The sequence below is a fragment of the Megasphaera massiliensis genome (assembly GCF_000455225.1).
GTDB classification, from domain to species: domain Bacteria; phylum Bacillota; class Negativicutes; order Veillonellales; family Megasphaeraceae; genus Megasphaera; species Megasphaera massiliensis.
In genome coordinates this window covers 92923-110907 of sequence record NZ_HF954558.1, presented here as the reverse complement: position 1 = coordinate 110907, position 17985 = coordinate 92923, and the positions used below count along the sequence as shown (strand labels likewise).

The following is a 17985-nucleotide window of genomic DNA, read 5'->3' as shown; positions in this document are numbered from 1 at the left end:
CGTAAGGAGAAAATCGTATTATTTAGCGGCTACGAGAGCTTCTAATTTAGCAAGTCTTGCATTGAGATCCTGATTCTGGCTTTCCAGGGCTTCAATTTTTTGATTCTGGTCCGTCAGTTCTTTATCCTGCGATTCCAATTTAACGGCCATTTCCGACTTGCTCATGTGAGCGTAAGGGGAAGAAGAGCCGATTTTGAAGGAAACGCCGGCGCTGTACATGTTGTCGTTGTTGCCGATGGTAGCGGCAAGGTTTACCATGGTGTCTTCATTGGGGCGATAGAAGGCGCCGAGGGCTGCGGCATGTTCGCTCTTGTAGGAGCCGAATCCGACGGCGAAGGAACCTTTGTCATCGGGGTCGAAATCTAAGGGATGGAGGGATGCCAAGGCAGCGGCACCGGCACCGACGCGGTTGACGTCGCGGCCAATCTGGTTGATGCGGCCGTTCATTTCGTTCATGCCGTTACCGATGTTGTTGATCGTCCGGTCGAACTGGCCTTTGTTGATGGCATCACCGGCTTCTGTAGCTTCGCCGACGTTGTGAATGGCATTGCCGCCCATGTTGATGTTGCCATCCTGGATGGTAATGTTTTTCGTCGGATCGGAATTATTGATCGTCAGGCCGTTGTTGTTGATCGTCGTGTTGCCCGTGCGGATGGAGTCGCCGGTGATGACCGTCTTGTTGTCGCCGGTACCGACGGTGATGCTGGTGTTGAATTCCGCCGTATTGAGGCCTTTTAAGTCTTTAGACAATTTGATGTCAAAGCCGTTCTTGGCGCTGTTGGCGACGACGCCGATGTTGTTGTCAGAGAGATTATTGACGTCGGCACCGCCGGTGAGATTCATTGTTTCGCCGAGTTTTACGCTGACCTTATTGGTCGAGTCATCTCCGGCAAAGTCGCGAGTGCCGGTGCCGATGACGCCAATGGTATCGCTGATGTTTTTGACCGTATCGGATACGTTTTTAAGCTGACCTTCTGTAGCGGCCCGGTCGGCTACGTAGCCAGTGTTGTTCGGATCCCAGGTCGTGTTATCGAGACCGGTGAGGTAGCTTCCGGTTTCACTCTTTACAACCGTGCCGTCCGCTTTTTTTGCTTCAACGGTCTGATTGCCGAGGATAATGCCGCTGCCCGTCGTCATCTGGCCTTTAGCGCCGTCGATGGCGACTTGATTGTCATCGCTGCCGGCCGTAATCTTGGAAGCTTCCCCATTGATGCTTACCTGTTTAGAAGAATCATTTTTATCACCTAAGGTGATGTCGTTCTTTAAGGAAACTGTTGTACCGCTGCCGTCTTTGTTGGGCGTAACGCTGATGTTATCGCCGGCAATGACTTTATTGGCGTTTACCGTATTGGTAATGCCGCTGGCAACGGACTGCAACTGATCTTCTGTAGCTGCACGGCCGCTTACGATGTTCGCAGCATCCCAAGTCGTATTGGTAAGGCCTGTAATGCTGTTGATGCCGGTCAAATCTTTGGACAGTTTAATGGTTAAGCCGCCGTTACTGTCTGCGACGACACCGATATTGTTATCGCTCAGTTTAGAGGCATCGCTGATGCCGCCGGTAATGGAAAGGGTTTCGTTCAATTTCTTGGCGACGGTTACATCTTTTGTATCGCCGGTAAATTTCAAGCCGTCATCGAGGGTGGCTACCTGATGTTCCTGGTTGTTTTCATCAGTGTAAACGATGCGGGTAAGGCTTTCGCCGTCAAGGCCGTCGGCTCCGTCTTTTACGGAGATATCAGCATAGGCATTCTTGCCATCTTCCCCTTTCGGTCCGACGATGCCGATGCTGCCGGCTGTGCCGTCGGTTCCATCGGTGCCGTCCGTACCTTTTTCACCGATGACGAGATTATTACTCAACTTTAAGTCGTACGTTTTCTGCCCATCTACGTCCTTCACGGCCATAGCCAGGTTATTGTTGCCGACATAGTTTCCAAGTTCACCGTCGGTTCCTGCTGTCGGAGCTTTTCCGTTTACGGTAATGGCCGTGTGATTATTGGCAAGGGTGGCTACCTGTTTTAACTGGGCGACGTTGACGGCGTCCGTGTCAGCCGTACCGGCAGCGAGGTTGGTGATCTGACGAGTAACGGCTTCGTTGCTGTCGGTCGTACCATAGCCTAAGCTGACGGCAGCAGCCGTTGCCTTATAGGTGGAAAGGGCACTGTCTTTGCGGAGGACGGCCTTAGCAATGCCGTCATGTTCTTTTTCGAAGGCATTCAAGGCGGCGATGGCCGTTTTTTTACCGGCAGCTAAGTCGTTGAGTGTGGCAAGGTCGGCGGCCCGGTCAGCTTCTGTGGCGTAGGTCGTGCTGTTCATTTTAGCGGCCTGTTTATCATAGGCCATGACGGCTTTTTCATAGGCAGATTCAACCGTTTTGTAGTCATTATAGACATCTTCGCCGTAGGTATTGTAGAAGTTAGTGACGGCTGTGACGACACTGTCGTCGCCGGTTTTGTTGGCCAGGGCCAAATCGTTTGCCATCGAGTCCGTTGCCGCGCTTGTTGAGTAGATACTCTTGACAATATCTGTTGAGTCTTTGAGGGGAACGTAGCCGTAGATACCGTAACCGCGGTTGGCGTAGGAATTGTCCCCTAAAGCGACGCCGTCAGAGCGGATGTAGGAGTAAGTGTTTTCGGCCGTGGAAGCCCCTTTCCCGAGTGCTACGCCGCCGTACATGGCGTTGGCACTGGCTCCGAGGGAAACGCCGCCGTGATCTGCTTTTGCTTTATATCCGATGGCTGTCCCGACGAGCGCCGTGGCATAGTTACCGATAGCCGTTGAATAGTAGGATAGGGTTTGGTCATTGGTCATTGACTTGCCAATGTTGAAAATCCCGCCACTGGCTTGCATGCCCATAACGACAGCACCGGCGCCCTTTGAATCTCGACCGACGACGGTGGCCCAGCTGGTACCGAGGTTTCTTTGCCCGACGACGGTAGCGGCGGCTGTGCTTTGGTTGTCGTAGCCGACGACGACAGAGCCGTTATTGCCGGTGTTATTCCGGCCGATAACGGTGGTATCGGTGTTTATAGCATTGTTGTGATCGCCAATGGTTAAGGCACCATTATACGCTTTGTTGTCGAAGCCGATGGCTACTGTATCGGTAGTCGTGGAGCTGGATGATACGGTATTCTTGTGGGTATCTCCCGTGGTCAAATCCAGCTTGTCAGCAGCCGATACAGACAGGCTGCCGCAGAGAGCCAATGCGGCTAAGAGGGCACTCAGGGTGACTTTCTTTTGGCTAAATCTTTTTGTTTTCTTCATAATCGTAAATCCTCCTCGATGATTCCTACTAGGCAGCTTATCGGCTCATTTATTTTTTAACCGGATAATATGAATAATTTTAGTCCAAATTAACGGTTAAATATGATTAAAAACATCTTATTTAACTGTAAAAAATAAATGAACCGGCAATATGCAAGTTCATATGTAGGAATATAAAATACATTTTGCTATGTATTTTCCATGGAGTATAATACTACAACTTGAAGTGAAATACAAGGCTTTATGACGATTTTTATTTAAATATATCATTGTCATGTCACAAAAACAAATGTTTCGTAGGAATTATTCCTATGAAAATTAAAAGCTTATAAATGGCTTTATATAGTCGATCATCGTTTATGATAGATTGCCGAAGATGGAAATCTTGTCAGAAAAATTCCTATAAAATAATCGGTTCTAACGTTATTGAATGGTGGGGGAAATATAAATGAGATATGACGAAAATATACCGTCATATGAAAATTCAATGAAAAAGACATCCTTCGACGAGAGGATCATATCGAAGGATGTCTTGGTTATCTGGGAATCAGCTATTATTTAGAGGCGACGAGAGCTTCTAATTTAGCCAATCTTTCGTTGAGTTCCTGGTTCTGGCTTTCAATTTTTTGATTCTGAGCTGTCAATTCTTCCAGCTTGACGGCCATTTCCGACTTACTCATGTGAGCGTAAGGGGAAGCAGGGCCAATCTTAAAGGAAACGCCGGCGCTGTACATGTCATCACTGTTTCCGATGGTTGCAGCGAGGTTTACCATGGTGTTTTCGTTGGGACGATAGAAGGCACCGAGGGCAGTAGCGTGTTCGCTCTTGTAGGAACCGAAGCCGACGGCGAAGGATGCTTTGTCATCGGGATCAAAATCCAAGGGATGGAGGGACGCCAAGGCAGCGGCACCGGCACCGACGCGGTTGACATTGCGGTCAATCTGGCCGATACGGCTGTTCATTTCACTCATGCCGGTGGTGAAGTTGTTGATTGTCCGATCGAACTGGCCTTTATTGATGGCATCGCCGGCTTCCGTAGCTTCGCCGACGTTGTGAATGGCATTGCCGCCCATGTTGATGTTGCCATCCTGGATGGTAATGTTTTTCGACGAGTCTTCGTTTACAATGGTAAGACCGTTATTGTTGATCGTCGTGTTGCCTGTCCGGATGGAATCACCGGTAATGACCGTCTTGTTGTCTCCGGTACCGACGGTGATGCTGGTGTTGAATTCCGCCGTATTGAGGCCTTTTAAGTCTTTGGACAATTTGACGGAAACGCCGTTTTCGCCTTTTGCTACGACGCCGATATTGTCGTCAGACAGGTTGTTTGTTGCGGCGCCGCCGGTGATTTCCATGGTTTCACCGACTTTGACGCTGACTTTACTCTGGTCGTCGCCGGCGAAGTCGCGGCTGCCGGAAGCGACTTTGTCCGTCAGTTCTTTGACCGTATTAGCAATGCCGTCTGCATAGGTTTTCACCTGTTTCAACTGGGCCACGTTGACGGCGTCCGTGTCTTCCGTACCGGCAGCCAGGTTAGTGATTTGGCGAGTAATCGCTCTGGTCACAACCGATCCGTCGGCGGCGATGACGGCGGATCGGCCGATGCTGACGGCACTGCCGTTAGCCTTGAAGGGGGACAGGGTATGTTCTTTGAGGCGGACAGCCGTTCGGAGGTTGACGCCATCGTGCGTGTTTGCTTTTTCAAAAGCCTTCAAAGTGTTTTCTGCATCGGTGAGCTTTTGACCTAAATCTACTAGCTCGGTGTAGTCTTTTTGGCGGTCGGCTTCAGATGCATAGGTGGTCGCTTCCATAGCAACTTTTTTCTGATTATAGGCTAGGTCTGCCTTGTCATATTCTGCTGCCAGCGACTGCCATTGTTTATAGGTAGCTTCACCGTACGTATCGTAGAAGCCCTGTACGGCTGTGAGGACAGAGTCGCCCATTTGCTTCGCTAAGGCGAGATCATTAGCCATCGAGTCTTCTGTCTTTAAGGTCGCAGCCGTATCGCTGAGGGGGGCGTAGCCATAGGCGCCGTAACTGCGGTCGGCCTGGGCGCCGTCACCGAGGGCGACACCGTCGGCATGCAAGATGGAGTAGGTGTTTTCTGCCGTTGCAGCACCGCTGCCGAGGGCCGTGCCGCCGTACAGGGCACTGGTTTTGTTACCTAAGGCGAGGCCTTCGAGATTTGATTTAGCCTCGAAGCCAATCGACGTCCCGCTCAAAGACATAGCGCTATTGCCGATGGCTGTAGTATTTTTTACCATAGTTGCTGTATAGGGTTTATCTGCAATATGGAAAGCTCCGGTTTTAGCACCGTCACCGATTGAAATACCACCGGCCGCTTTAGAATTGAGACCGATTGCCGTGGCATAAGAGGTAGCATAGTTATTGTAGCCGAAGACGACACTGCCGCCGATCCCGGAGTTACTGTGACCAGCGACGACGGAGTCGTTATTGGCGGTATTGTTTCGACCGATTGCCGTGGCCAGATGCATGCGGGCTGCATTGCTTACGGTATTGTTGGAACCGATGGCTAAGCCGCCATCCCGTGCGATGTTGTCAAAACCGATGGCAATCGTATCCTTTTGGGAGTTGCCGTTATTGGTCACTTTATTTTTGTGAGTGGTATCGGACGTTGTTAGATCCAGTGTATCGCCAACCGGTTCTTCAGTCGAGTCGGCAGCCGATACGGACAGGGTTCCACAGATTGCCAATGCGGCTAAAATGGCGATCAGGGTAGATTTTTTTCTTGTATAAAGTGATTTTCTCATCAACATGATGCCTCCTTGGTGAGTTCGGGATGCGGGTGTTATCCATTCATGTACGTTTTTGGGAATGGGTCAAATGATGACGGATATCCGATAAAAAATATCAGCATTCTCTCTAAATAAAAAATCAGCAGAAATCTCTATTCGAGAGGCTGTTGATAAAAAATATCGAGATTCATGCATCGAAAAACGTACGTGATTTGTATTCCACGCTCCCAAATTTATGTTTTTTTTATTTAACACAAAAAGATGTGTCAAATATGTTACAATGATAATACACCAAACCGTTTAAAAATTCAAGTGTATTCTTGAGAATATGAATTTAATGTCTATGATATATATCGATTACAAATTAAATAAATGGCTATTAAAAGCCGTTTATTGCGGAGATAGAATGCGAAAAGGACAACTATTAACTGGCTGTTAGAATTTTACGAATTGTATTTATATAAATAAATAAGTATATATATATCAAAGTAACGATATATTAATAAATAGAAAATGTTTTAAAACTATTTGTTTAAACCAATCCAGCTTATGTTATGAAGTTATCCGGTTTCAGGAAAATTGGACGCTAAAAAAGCTCACGACGTGTCGTGAGCTTTTTTCGATGGAGCGGATGAAGGGGATCGAACCCTCGTACCAAGCTTGGGAAGCTCGTATTCTACCACTGAATTACACCCGCACATATTAAGTTACTATATCAGTTTAACAGTAAAGTCCCGTTTTGTAAAGCTTTGATTTCAGATTCTATAGATGGGTCGCAGGGGGATGTGTTTTGGGGGACATTCTATTTTCTTCTTTTTTTGTTGGATTTACAACAGCTAAAACGCTACTAAAAAGGTATACTATAGCCATAAGAAGGAGGGATACATGATGAATGAACGAAAAGGTGTTGTTTTTTCTATCCCGGAAGAGAATCTGCCTGTAGAAGGCTGCACGATTTCTAAGGAAGTCGCCCATGAACGCGACTATCATTTGTTTTATTTTTCTTTGGCCGCTCATACGGATATCAGTCCTGAAACGTATCAGAAGGCCAAGGTCGTTTATGTCCTTTCCGGAAGCCTGTCCCTTTATGGAGAGGTTGGGGATAGGGAAGTCCCTTCAGGGCAGGTCGTGGCCGTACCGGCAGGTGTTGCCGTCGGTATGAGAAGCCAGGGCGGTGCCGTCTATATTGAAATTACGATTGAGGAGGAATCTCTTATGAATATCGATACTGGAAAACTCTTTTCTTTGGCCGATCTCGTCCCCTGCCAGGACGGTAAAATCATCAACCGCGACATCATCCAGTCGCCGAAGATGAAATTCGTCGTCATGAGCTTTGGGGCCGGAACGGGTCTTTCCGAACACGCCGCCCCGGGTGAAGCTCTTATTTTCGCCCTTGAAGGCAAGGCTGTTATCAACTATGAAGGCAAGGATTTTCCGATTAAAGCCGGTGAAAATTTTGCTTTTGCGAAAAACGGCCGCCATGCCGTAACTGCCGATGGGCCGTTTAAAATGGCATTACTTTTGACTTTAGACTAAAATTTCAGTAAAAAAACTGTCAGCCCCCTTAAAAATCTGTTATAATGAAACTAACTGATTTGGCTTCGTTATTCTCTTTAAGGGGGTTTATGTATGAAAACATTAGATGAATTATATCAGCAAATGCTCAAACGAGCAGCTGATGGGAAACCTATTGGCGTTGAAGGGGAACCGAGATTGATCGATTGTTTAGCTCATCCCGATGACCATCCGCTGGTTTGGCGAGTAAAACCCTGCCTCTGCCCTCCTGATGAACCGCACAGCTGTGAAGATGCTTGCGATTGGGGGGCTATCAAACGCGGCCCGGAAGGCGTTGAAGTCGACGACAGCCAGTGCGTCGGCTGTCAGGCCTGTGTCGATGCCTGCAAGCTCGACAACTTGAAGACCCGCAAGGACATCATTCCCGTCGTTCAGGATCTTCACGAATACGACGGACCGATTTATGCCATGGTCGCACCGGCTGTTGCCGGCCAGTTTGGGCCTAATGTCACCATGGGCAAGCTGCGGACAGCTTTTAAACGCTTGGGCTTTACGGGCATGTTGGAAGTCGCTGTCTTTGCCGACATCCTGACCTTAAAAGAAGCCTTGGAATTCGATCGCAACATTCAGAGTGAAGATCAGTTCCAGCTGACGAGCTGCTGCTGCCCCATGTGGATTGCTATGATTAAAAAGCTCTATCATCAGCTTTTGCCGAACGTTCCCGGATCCGTATCGCCGATGATTGCCGGCGGCCGGACCGTAAAGGCCCTTCATCCCAAGGCTAAGACAGTCTTTATCGGGCCCTGCCTGGCTAAAAAAGCGGAACGGAATGAACCCGATTTGGTCGGTGCTGTGGACCACGTCTTAACGTATCAGGAAGTAAAGGATTTCTTCTCTGTAACCGATATCGATTTGGAATCCCTGCCGGAAGACAACGTACCTCACGCTTCCGAAGCCGGCATCAGCTATGCCTATGCAGGCGGCGTTGCCGAAGCCGTCACGACGACGGTGTACCAGCTCGATCCCGACCGCAAGGTCGACATCAAGACCCGCAAGGCTGACGGCGTTCCGGCTTGTAAGGCCATGATTAACGACATTTTGGAAGGCAACCGCGACGGAAACTTCTTTGAAGGCATGGGCTGCATCGGCGGCTGCGTCGGCGGTCCTCGTGCCATCATCAAAAAGGAAGACGGCAAGGCTAACGTCCAGGCTTATGGGAAACAGGCCTTCTCCCGTACTCCGATGGAAAATCCTTACGTCATCGAACTCTTAAAGAAACTCGGCTTCCCGACGGTTGAAGAATTCTTGGAAAACAGTCATCTCTATGACCGGCATTTTGACTGAGCTGGCGTAGTTTTTACGAATGTACAGCAAACCTACAGGACAAACGAAAAGCACTGCCATCACGCGATGATGGCAGTGCTTTTTGGCTTGAATCAAAAACTTCGGCTTTCTTTCAGTGGTGTGTATTGTTCTAAGAGATTCGTTTTTTCCGGGCTCTGGTAGGTATAATCGGGATTTTCGGCTTTTGCTTTTTCAACGGCAGCCTTGAAATCGTAATAGACCTGCCATTTCGATTCGACCAGGTCGTGGCCGGTCTGACGCAGGAGAAAGGCCGGATGATAGGTCGGCATGACGGGATAGCCTCGCCAGGTAAACCACTTGCCGCGATTGCGCATGATACTGGCTGCCTTGCCGTAGAAGTATTGGAAGGCGACCTTTCCCAGACAGACGATAACCTTTGGCTGCACGATGTCGATTTCTTTGATTAAGTGGATGTCGGCACAGTGACGGCCTTCGTCTAAGGTTGGCGTACGGTTGTTCTTGGGCCGGCATTTTACGATATTGGTGACGTATACCCGGTCGCGGGTCAAACCGACGCTCCACAAGGCCTTGTCGAGGAGCTGCCCCGACGGGCCGACGAGGGGAACGCCGTATTCATCTTCCACACCGCCGGGGCCTTCACCGACGAACATCAAGGGCGATGTGATATTTCCTGTATATCTCGTCGGTCCGCGGTTGCCTTCCTGTCTTAGATGACAAGATTGACAGGCCATGAGGTTTTCCAGCCAATCCTTCATCATTTCATCTTGTTCCATGATACCCCTTCTTTGCGTATAAAGTAATTTAACTATAACAAGGGAAGCGGGGATTTGCAAGGAATTGTTATTTTTGGGATCATCCTCTATAATATATTTATCTTTATGCTAGTATGGTTGGATGCCAATGCTGTTTGTACGTTTTGAAAGGAGCTGAAATTATGCGAATTTCACTGATTCAATTTTCCATCGTCCCCGGCGATCGGGAAGCGAACTTTGAACAAGCACGCCGCCATGTGCAGGCTGCAGCTGCGGACGGTGCCGATATCGCCGTCTTATCGGAATTATGGGATACGTCTTTTTATCCCTCCGATGTCCGAGAAAAAGCGGATGAAGAAGGGCTGTTGGCACAGGCTTTTTTACAGGATCTGGCAAAATCTTGTAATATACATATCGTAGGAGGCTCTATTGCTCGTCGTCATGAAGGGAACATTTATAATACGACGTACGTTGTCCGCCGAGACGGCAGCCTTGTTTCTTCTTATGACAAGTGCCATTTGTTTACTCCGGGCAAGGAAGATAAGGCCTTTACGGCCGGTAAGGAACTCAATGTTTTTTCTCTCGACGGCGTGACCATGGCTTCCATCATCTGCTACGATGTACGCTTCGGGGAATGGGTCCGCATGGCGGCGTTAGCCGGAGCCAAGGTTCTCTTCGTGCCGGCTGCCTGGCCGGAAGAGCGGCTGGAACACTGGCAGCTCCTCAACCGGGCCCGGGCTATCGAAAATCAGTTTTTCGTTGCCGCTGTCAACAGCTGCGGCTTCTGCGGGCGTCTTAAATTCGGCGGTCATTCACTGCTGGTCGACCCTCAGGGGAATGTTTTGGTGGAAGGCGGCAGTGACGATGCCGTCCTTACGGAAACGATTGATTTGTCCATCGTCGATTGTTTCCGCAGCCGGATTAATGTCTTCCGTGACCGGCGGCCGGAGTTATACCATTTGTAGAAGGGAAGCGATTTTTTGGAAGGCGTGCTCCATGGATTAGAAGGAATTTTTGAGGTTTTATTTATCATCGCCATCGGCGTTATACTGTCAAAAAAAGGGTGGTTCGGCTCGAATATGAGCGCTGTTTTTTCAAAACTGGTCATGAAAATCAGCCTGCCCCTGTATATGCTCTGTCAAATGGAAAAGGATTTTACCCATGACTCTTTGATTCGTATTGCCCCGGATCTCATCTTGCCCTTTGCCTCGATATTCCTGGCCTATATCGTCGGCCGCATTGCCGCCAAGGTGCTGCATATTCGCCGGGAACGGCAGGGCGTATTCGTCACCTGTTTCTTTATCGCCAATACGATTTTTATCGGCCTGCCGGTCAATTTGGCCCTCTTTGGTACGCAGAGTGTGCCCTCGGTCATGCTCTATTATATGGCCAATACGACTATGTTTTGGACTCTCGGCATTTACCATATCGTCAATGACAGTCAGGGCGGGAAGGGGAATATGCCCCTGTTTTCCGCTCAGACGATCAAAAAGGTTTTTTCTCCGCCCCTCATGGGCTTTCTGATCGGCCTGGCTTTGGTTCTGGCAAATATTAAACTGCCGGACTTCCTGCTCACGTCTTTCCAATACGTCGGCAATATGGCAACGCCGTTATCGCTGTTGGTCATCGGCATTGAAATGGCCGGGATTTCCTTTTCTGATATCCATTGGGACCGCGACGTCGTCGGTGCTTTAATCGGTCGATTTCTTGTCTGTCCGGCCTGTGTACTGGCCCTCTTGCCTTTCATTCCCGTAACGCCTATGTCGTCCCAGGTCTTTACCATGCAGGCCAGTATGCCGGCCATGACCCAGATGACGGTCGTTGCCAAGTCCATCGGAGCCGATGTCCGTTACTCGACGCAGGTCACGTTTATCACCGTTGTCATGGGGATCGTCGTCATCCCCTTATATATGTTTATCGTCGGATAAAAGGAGTTTCTCGTTATTATGAAACATGTTTCTGCTTTGAAATCGGCCTTGGATCTCCATAAGGAACAGGCCTTCCAATTGAATTATGCCATTGCCAATGATCCGGAGCTGTCCGGGGAAGAGTTTCATGCTTGTCAGTATTATATCGAAGCCTGCCGGAGTTTGGGCATAGCTGTAGAAGAACATTTTACGGGCCAGAAGACAGCCTTTCGGGCCGCCGTGTCCCGGTCGGAAAAGGCTGTCCTTAAAATCGCTCTCCTTGCGGAATATGATGCCCTCCCCGGCGTCGGCCACGGCTGCGGTCATTCGGCCAACGGGGCCATGAGCTTTCTTGCCGCTGCCGCATTAAAGGACCTGAAGGACCTTCCCGTTGACGTCGACCTCATCGGTACACCCGATGAAGAATTGCGCGGCGGTAAGGTCATCATGTGTGAGCAGGGCGTGTTTAACGACTATGACTTGGCGGTGATGGTTCATATATCGCCGACCAAGACCAATGCCAACTCTCACTTTTTGGCCCTCGATGACTATCGCATTGCCTTCCATGGACAGACGGCACACGCCGCCGGCGAACCGTGGAATGGGCGCAATGCCCTAAATGGTGCCATGCTGGCCCTTCACGGGATCGACATGCTGCGTCAGCACGTCCGGCCGGAAACGCGAATCGGTTCGTACATCGTCGACGGTGGGAGAGCTTCGAATGTCGTTCCTGATTATGCTGAAGTGGAATGCTGTATCCGCCACAGCGAACGAGCCTACCTCGATACGGTCGTTGCCAAGGTCATGAAATGCTTTGAAGGGGCGGCCATTGCAACCGAAACGACGTATGACGTCAAACAGATGGGCTGCAAATTCGACAATATGGTCTGGAATGAAACGGCAACTAAGGCGGCGGAGCAAGTCCTGTCCGATATGGGAATCGCCTACGAAGCGCCGAAGGACTGTGGCAGCTCCGATGTGGGCAACGTCAGCCACCAGTGCCCGGCCCTCCACCTTCATTTAGCTTTGGGCGACGTGCCTATGCCGGAACACTCCGTCGAGATAGCTAATGCCGTAAAAGATCCGTCCATTGAACCGGTCATCCTTCGCGGTGCTGAAATCATGGGGCGTTTGGCCATTCTCTTAGGCAATGATGAAAAACGCTGTCAGGCTATGATGGATGAATTCAAAGACCACGTTGCCGTCCGCGTATAAGCCGTGCGTTATTTTCTATCTGATCGAGTATGCAAGAAAGGACCTGCCACCTAGGTGACAGGTCCTTTTTCAGGCTCTCTATTCAGTTTTAGGTATCTTAGAAGACGCCTTGAGCCAGCATTGCATCAGCAACACGTTCGAAACCAGCGATGTTAGCGCCGGCTACGAGGTTGTAGCCAAGACCGTTGCGTTCAGCTGCTTCTTTGCAGTTTTTGTAGATCGTGTTCATGATTTCGTGGAGACGAGCGTCAACTTCTTCTTCCGTCCATACGAGGCGTTCGCTGTTCTGGCTCATTTCCAGAGCGGAGGTAGCAACGCCGCCGGCGTTAACGGCTTTCGACGGAGCGACGATCATGTCTTTCTGTTCCATCAAGAACTGGAGGGCATCGTTGGTCGTCGGCATGTTGGCGACTTCGATGTAGTAACGAACTTTGTTAGCAGCAATCTGTTTTGCCTGTTCCATGTGAACGTCGTTCTGCATGGCCGACGGCATAACGATATCGGCTTTGCGGCCCCACGGTTTTTCGCCCGGGAAGAATTCTACGCCGAATTTGTCAGCATAGTCCTGTACGCGGTTGCGGCCGCTGTTACGCATTTCGAGGAGGTAATTGATCTTTTCTTCAGTAACGACGCCATCGGGATCATAGATGTAGCCATCGGGACCGGAGAGAGTGACGACTTTAGCACCGAGTTCAGCTGCTTTTTTGCAGATGCCCCAGGTAACGTTGCCGAAGCCGGCAGCGGCGATTGTTTTGCCTTTAATATTCTGGCCGTCGTCGCGGAGAACGTTTTCGAGGTAGTAAACAGCACCGTAGCCCGTTGCTTCCGGACGGATGCGGGAACCGCCGTAGCTGAAGCCTTTACCGGTGAGAACGCCGTTTTCGAAGGTGCCTTTCAGGCGGCGATATTCACCGAAGAGGAAGCCGATTTCGCGGCCGCCAACGCCCATGTCGCCAGCCGGTACGTCGATATCGGGACCAATGTAACGATATAATGCCTGCATGTAGCTCTGGCAGAAACGCATGATTTCAGCGTCGGACTTGCCCGTCGGGTCGAAGTCGGAACCGCCTTTACCGCCGCCGATAGGAAGGCCGGTCAAAGCGTTTTTGAAAATCTGTTCAAAGCCCAAGAATTTGATGATGCCGGAGTAAACGTTTTTCTGGAAGCGGAGACCACCTTTGTAGGGCCCGATTGCGCCGTTGAACTGGACGCGGTAGCCGGTGTTGGTGTGGTAGTTGCCGTTATCGTCTTCCCAGACAACGCGGAATGTGAATTGCCGTTCGGGTTCGACCAGTCGGCTGATCAGGTCGTACTTTTCATATTCCGGATGTTTTTCGACGACGACGTCGAGGGAGCTCAAAACTTCTTCAATGGTCTGGACGAATTCTGGCTCGTTGGCATGTTTGACACGGACGTTTTCAATAACAGATTGCAAATACTTGTTCATAATGTAGTCACCTCATTTAAAATAGTTATACCTAAAACTGATTTCTACGATTACATAATAGCATGTTTTTCCCGTCTTGAAAACACCACAATGCGGAAAATATTTTTCCATTGCGGCATTGTTTTATCGCTATGCGAAAAAAAGAGTGAAAATTCAAGGGCTTTTTAGGGGGTGAAGGGACGTTTCAACAGGTTAAAGCACATCTATGCATTAAAATTAATTGTAAGATGATTTTGATACATAAACAAGGGGCGCTCATACTCATTTTGAAATCGACGAAAAGAGCAGAAAAATCTAGTCACTTTGGCGTCGATGGTATACAATAAGAGGTAAATACGCTATACAACATACACTATATGAAAAGAGGGGTACTTAAATGGGGACATACGATACCTATTCTGCTGAATATCTGCGGTATTTAGAACTCTTGGCCAAAGATTATCCGACCCAGGCAGCAACCTTTACAGAAATCATTAATTTACAAGCCATCGTTAATTTGCCGAAGGGAACGGAACACTTTATGAGTGACCTTCACGGTGAATACGGTGCTTTCTATCATATCTTAAATAACTGCTCCGGCGTCATTCGCGAAAAGGTAGAAATGATTTTTTCGGATAAGATGAATAAAATAGAACAGGACAGTCTTTTGACCCTCATTTATTATCCGAAGGAAAAGCTGAATATGCTCTATCGTGAAGGAAAGGTTACGAGTGAATGGGCCCGGACGACGCTGGAAAGGATGATCGACCTGGCTAAGTTATTGTCGTCTAAATATACGCGGTCTAAAGTACGTAAGGCCACGCCGGAAGCCTTCCGCTTCATCATCGACGAATTGATTCATGCCCAGCCCGACGAGGACCAGAACCAACTGGTCTATCATCGGAAAATCCTCGATACGATTTTAGAGACCGGCAGTACCCGGCAATTCATCTATGCCTTAGCGGCCCTCATCAAGCGGCTGGCAGTAGACCACCTGCACATCATCGGTGACATCTATGACCGCGGGGCCCATGCTGATAAAATCGTCGATACCTTGATGGGACACCATTCGCTCGATATTCAGTGGGGCAATCACGATGTCCTTTGGATGGGCGCCGCTGCCGGCAATTTGGCCTGCATTGCCAACGTCCTGCGCAATAACATTCGTTACCATAATATGGAAATATTGGAAAATGGTTATGGCATCAGTTTACGTCCCTTTGCCCTCTTTGCTATGAAGACATATAAGGAAAATGATGGCATCGAACCGATGGTCAAAGCCATTAATGTCATCGTAGCTAAACTGGAAGGACAAACGATCTATCGCCATCCCGACTATAATATGGATGACCGGCTCATGTTCCACAAATTCGATTGGGAAAAAGGGACTGTTGATTTAGACGGTAAGACTTACGAACTGAAGACCAAGGATTTTCCGACGGTAAATTCCGCGGATCCGTATACTTTGTCGCCGGAAGAACACCAATTGATGAACGATATCCAACTGGAATTTCTCGAAAGCGAACGCCTTCAGCGTCATATCCGATTCCTTTACAGCCATGGGTCACTGTATCGCTGCATGAACAACAATCTCTTGTTCCACGGCGGTCTGCCCCTCAATCCGGACGGCAGTTTTAAAGAGGTCTATCTCGAAGGCAAACCGTATAAGGGCAGGGCCTTTATGGATAAAATTGAGCATATGATCCGCAAGGCCTATGACCAGCGCGATATGGACAGCCTGGACTTCATGTGGTATCTGTGGTGCGGCGCCGACTCACCCGTATCGGGACGCATCGTAAAGACACTTGAACGAAGCTATATCGTCGATGAATCGACATGGAAAGAACCGCAAAATGCCTATTACCACTTGAACCGAGATAAGGATGAATGCATCAAGATCCTCCATGAATTCGGCATCGATTCGCCTCAGGGGCACATCATCAACGGCCATACCCCGGTTAAGGTCAAGAAGGGCGAAAGCCCTGTTCGAGCTGAAGGCAAGGAAATATGCATCGACGGAGGCTTCTGCAAGGCCTATCAGGGATCGACGGGGATTGCCGGCTATACATTGATTTTTAATTCCCACGGCATCCGCATCAAATCCCATTACCCCTTTGAAGACGTTTACCAAGCTTTAATGAACAACGTCGACATCGACTCGGAATCGACGCAGGTCGAATTGGAACCGAAACGAGTCATGATTGGTGACACGGATAACGGGAAAAAGCTGCTTCAAATGATCGATGACTTAAAGGCTCTCTTACAGGCTTACCGCCAAGGCGTCATTTTAGAAAAAACGGCCCAATAGGAAAATATTTAAAGGAATCTTCATTGACGGAACGGACGGCCATAGCTATAATGAAATGTATCTTATCATTTTCTATAATAAAGGAGCGAATTCGATGAATATCATTGATGAATTGTCATGGCGCGGCGCCGTCAATCAGATGACAGATGAAGAAGGGCTGCGGAAACTGACGGAAGAAAAGAGCATCTCTCTTTACTGCGGCGTTGACCCGACGGGCGACAGCATGCATATCGGCCATTTGATTCCCTTTATGATGCTCAAGCGCTTTGCCAATGCCGGTCATCATCCCTTCGTCGTCATCGGCGGCGGTACGGGTACCATCGGTGATCCCAGCGGTCGTAAGACGGAACGACAGCTGCAGACTATTGATACCATCAAGGCCAATGCAGAAAAATTAAAAGCCCAGTTTACGCACCTCTTCGGTGATTCAGAGAATATCACCTTTGTGAATAACTATGACTGGCTCAGCAAAATCGGCCTCCTTGAATTCCTTCGCGACTACGGCAAACTGTTCAGCGTCAACATCATGCTTAGCAAGGAAGTCGTTGCCAGCCGTCTGGAAGCGGGGATTTCCTTCACCGAATTTTCCTATCAGATTCTCCAGTCCATCGACTTTGAACACCTCTTTTCAAACAATGACGTTCAGCTCCAAATCGGCGGTGCCGATCAGTGGGGCAACATTACGGCCGGCATCGACACGATCCGAAAGATGCACGGCAGCGAAGCCAAAGCCTTCGGCCTGACCATTCCCCTCATGCTGAAATCGGACGGAACGAAATTCGGCAAGACTGCCGGCGGTGCCGTTTGGCTCGACCCGGAAAAGACGTCGCCTTTCGAATTCTATCAGTTCTGGCTCAACCAGGACGACGCCGACGTCATCAAATATTTGAAATACTTTACCTTCCTCAGCAAAGAAGAAATCGACGCCTTGGCCGAAGCCGTTGAAAAGGAACCGGAAAAACGCTTGGCTCAGCGCCGCCTGGCGGAAGAAGTCACGACCTTCGTTCACAGTCCGGAAGCCTTGAAGGAAGCCCAGAATATTACGGAAGCCCTCTATCACGGCAGCATCGCCGATCTTTCGGAACATGAACTGGAACAGGCCTTTGGCAAGATGCCGACCGTCGACGTTACCAACGAAGACAAGGACGTTGTCAACTGGCTCATCGATGCCAACATCTATAAGTCGAAACGCCAGGCCCGTGAAGACATTAATAACGGAGCTGTCACCATTAACGGCGTCAAAGTTACCAGCCTCGATGAAATCGTAAAACCCCATAAGAATTCAAACGGGAAATTTGTCATCGTCCGCAAAGGCAAGAAGAAGTACACCTTGGCACGCGTTCAGCAGTAAACCGTTTTTCTAAATTCATTAAAATTTAATATTGACGGAAGATTTTCTGTATGCTATAATAACTCATTGCAGAATGTTCAATTGATGTTATGAGATGCATGGAGGAAACGCTTCCGGTGAGCAAAAAATTAAGCAAGGTTCAATGTCTCTAAGAGCCTTGCTTTT

The 17985-nt window shown here is 49.1% G+C and carries 11 protein-coding genes and 1 tRNA gene; 7 read left to right on the top strand and 5 right to left on the bottom strand.

From position 1 onward, the window contains the following. Positions 1 to 18: 18 nt before the first annotated feature. The 3 genes from TX77_RS11320 to TX77_RS11310 all read right to left on the bottom strand — a co-directional run bounded on the left by TX77_RS11320 (position 19) and on the right by TX77_RS11310 (position 6717). Positions 19 to 3264 (bottom strand): YadA-like family protein, encoded by a 3246-nt coding sequence (locus tag TX77_RS11320; protein ID WP_044505191.1) that lies wholly within the window; start codon positions 3262 to 3264, stop codon positions 19 to 21. A 554-nt stretch (positions 3265 to 3818) separates the two neighbouring features. After that, the gene (locus tag TX77_RS13040) at positions 3819 to 6035 is read right to left on the bottom strand and encodes a YadA-like family protein (protein ID WP_049917364.1); all 2217 of its coding nucleotides are present in this window, start codon (positions 6033 to 6035) and stop codon (positions 3819 to 3821) included. Between the two features lie 608 nt (positions 6036 to 6643). Continuing rightward, a tRNA-Gly gene (locus TX77_RS11310) sits at positions 6644 to 6717 on the bottom strand. Positions 6718 to 6908: 191 nt separating this feature from the next. Between TX77_RS11310 and TX77_RS11305 the strand changes: the two genes are divergently transcribed. Together TX77_RS11305 and TX77_RS11300 are read left to right on the top strand one after the other, a co-directional pair. Then, complete coding sequence (locus TX77_RS11305) at positions 6909 to 7556, top strand: cupin domain-containing protein (RefSeq protein ID WP_044505190.1); 648 nt, start codon at positions 6909 to 6911, stop codon at positions 7554 to 7556. Positions 7557 to 7649: 93 nt separating this feature from the next. Next, a complete protein-coding gene (locus tag TX77_RS11300; protein ID WP_044505189.1) occupies positions 7650 to 8879 on the top strand; it encodes a [Fe-Fe] hydrogenase large subunit C-terminal domain-containing protein in 1230 nt (409 codons plus the stop codon). A 92-nt stretch (positions 8880 to 8971) separates the two neighbouring features. Here TX77_RS11300 and TX77_RS11295 read toward each other — a convergent pair whose 3' ends face one another. Continuing rightward, positions 8972 to 9634: a uracil-DNA glycosylase gene (locus TX77_RS11295; RefSeq protein ID WP_044505188.1), complete on the bottom strand. Its 663-nt coding sequence runs from the start codon at positions 9632 to 9634 to the stop codon at positions 8972 to 8974. Between the two features lie 161 nt (positions 9635 to 9795). On the opposite strand from TX77_RS11295, the gene TX77_RS11290 reads away from it, so the two are divergent. From TX77_RS11290 to TX77_RS11280, 3 genes are read left to right on the top strand one after another with little or no spacing between them, the layout of a single operon-like run. Beyond that, positions 9796 to 10578: a carbon-nitrogen family hydrolase gene (locus tag TX77_RS11290; RefSeq protein ID WP_044505187.1), complete on the top strand. Its 783-nt coding sequence runs from the start codon at positions 9796 to 9798 to the stop codon at positions 10576 to 10578. A gap of 24 nt (positions 10579 to 10602) precedes the next feature. Continuing rightward, complete coding sequence (locus tag TX77_RS11285; protein ID WP_230198139.1) at positions 10603 to 11541, top strand: AEC family transporter; 939 nt, start codon at positions 10603 to 10605, stop codon at positions 11539 to 11541. An 18-nt stretch (positions 11542 to 11559) separates the two neighbouring features. After that, positions 11560 to 12735 (top strand): amidohydrolase, encoded by a 1176-nt coding sequence (locus tag TX77_RS11280; RefSeq protein ID WP_044505185.1) that lies wholly within the window; start codon positions 11560 to 11562, stop codon positions 12733 to 12735. A gap of 97 nt (positions 12736 to 12832) precedes the next feature. Here the strand turns inward: TX77_RS11280 and gdhA are convergent, their stop codons facing one another. Continuing rightward, positions 12833 to 14182 (bottom strand): NADP-specific glutamate dehydrogenase, encoded by a 1350-nt coding sequence (gdhA, locus tag TX77_RS11275; RefSeq protein ID WP_044505184.1) that lies wholly within the window; start codon positions 14180 to 14182, stop codon positions 12833 to 12835. 376 nt (positions 14183 to 14558) lie between these two features. On the opposite strand from gdhA, the gene TX77_RS11270 reads away from it, so the two are divergent. Continuing rightward, positions 14559 to 16469 carry a fructose-bisphosphatase class III gene (locus tag TX77_RS11270; protein ID WP_044505183.1) on the top strand — a complete coding sequence of 637 codons (1911 nt, stop codon included), beginning with the start codon at positions 14559 to 14561 and terminating at the stop codon, positions 16467 to 16469. A gap of 94 nt (positions 16470 to 16563) precedes the next feature. Beyond that, entirely contained in the window at positions 16564 to 17820 is a 1257-nt protein-coding gene (gene tyrS / locus TX77_RS11265; protein WP_044505182.1) for a tyrosine--tRNA ligase, read from the top strand. The last annotated feature ends 165 nt before the right edge of the window (positions 17821 to 17985 follow it).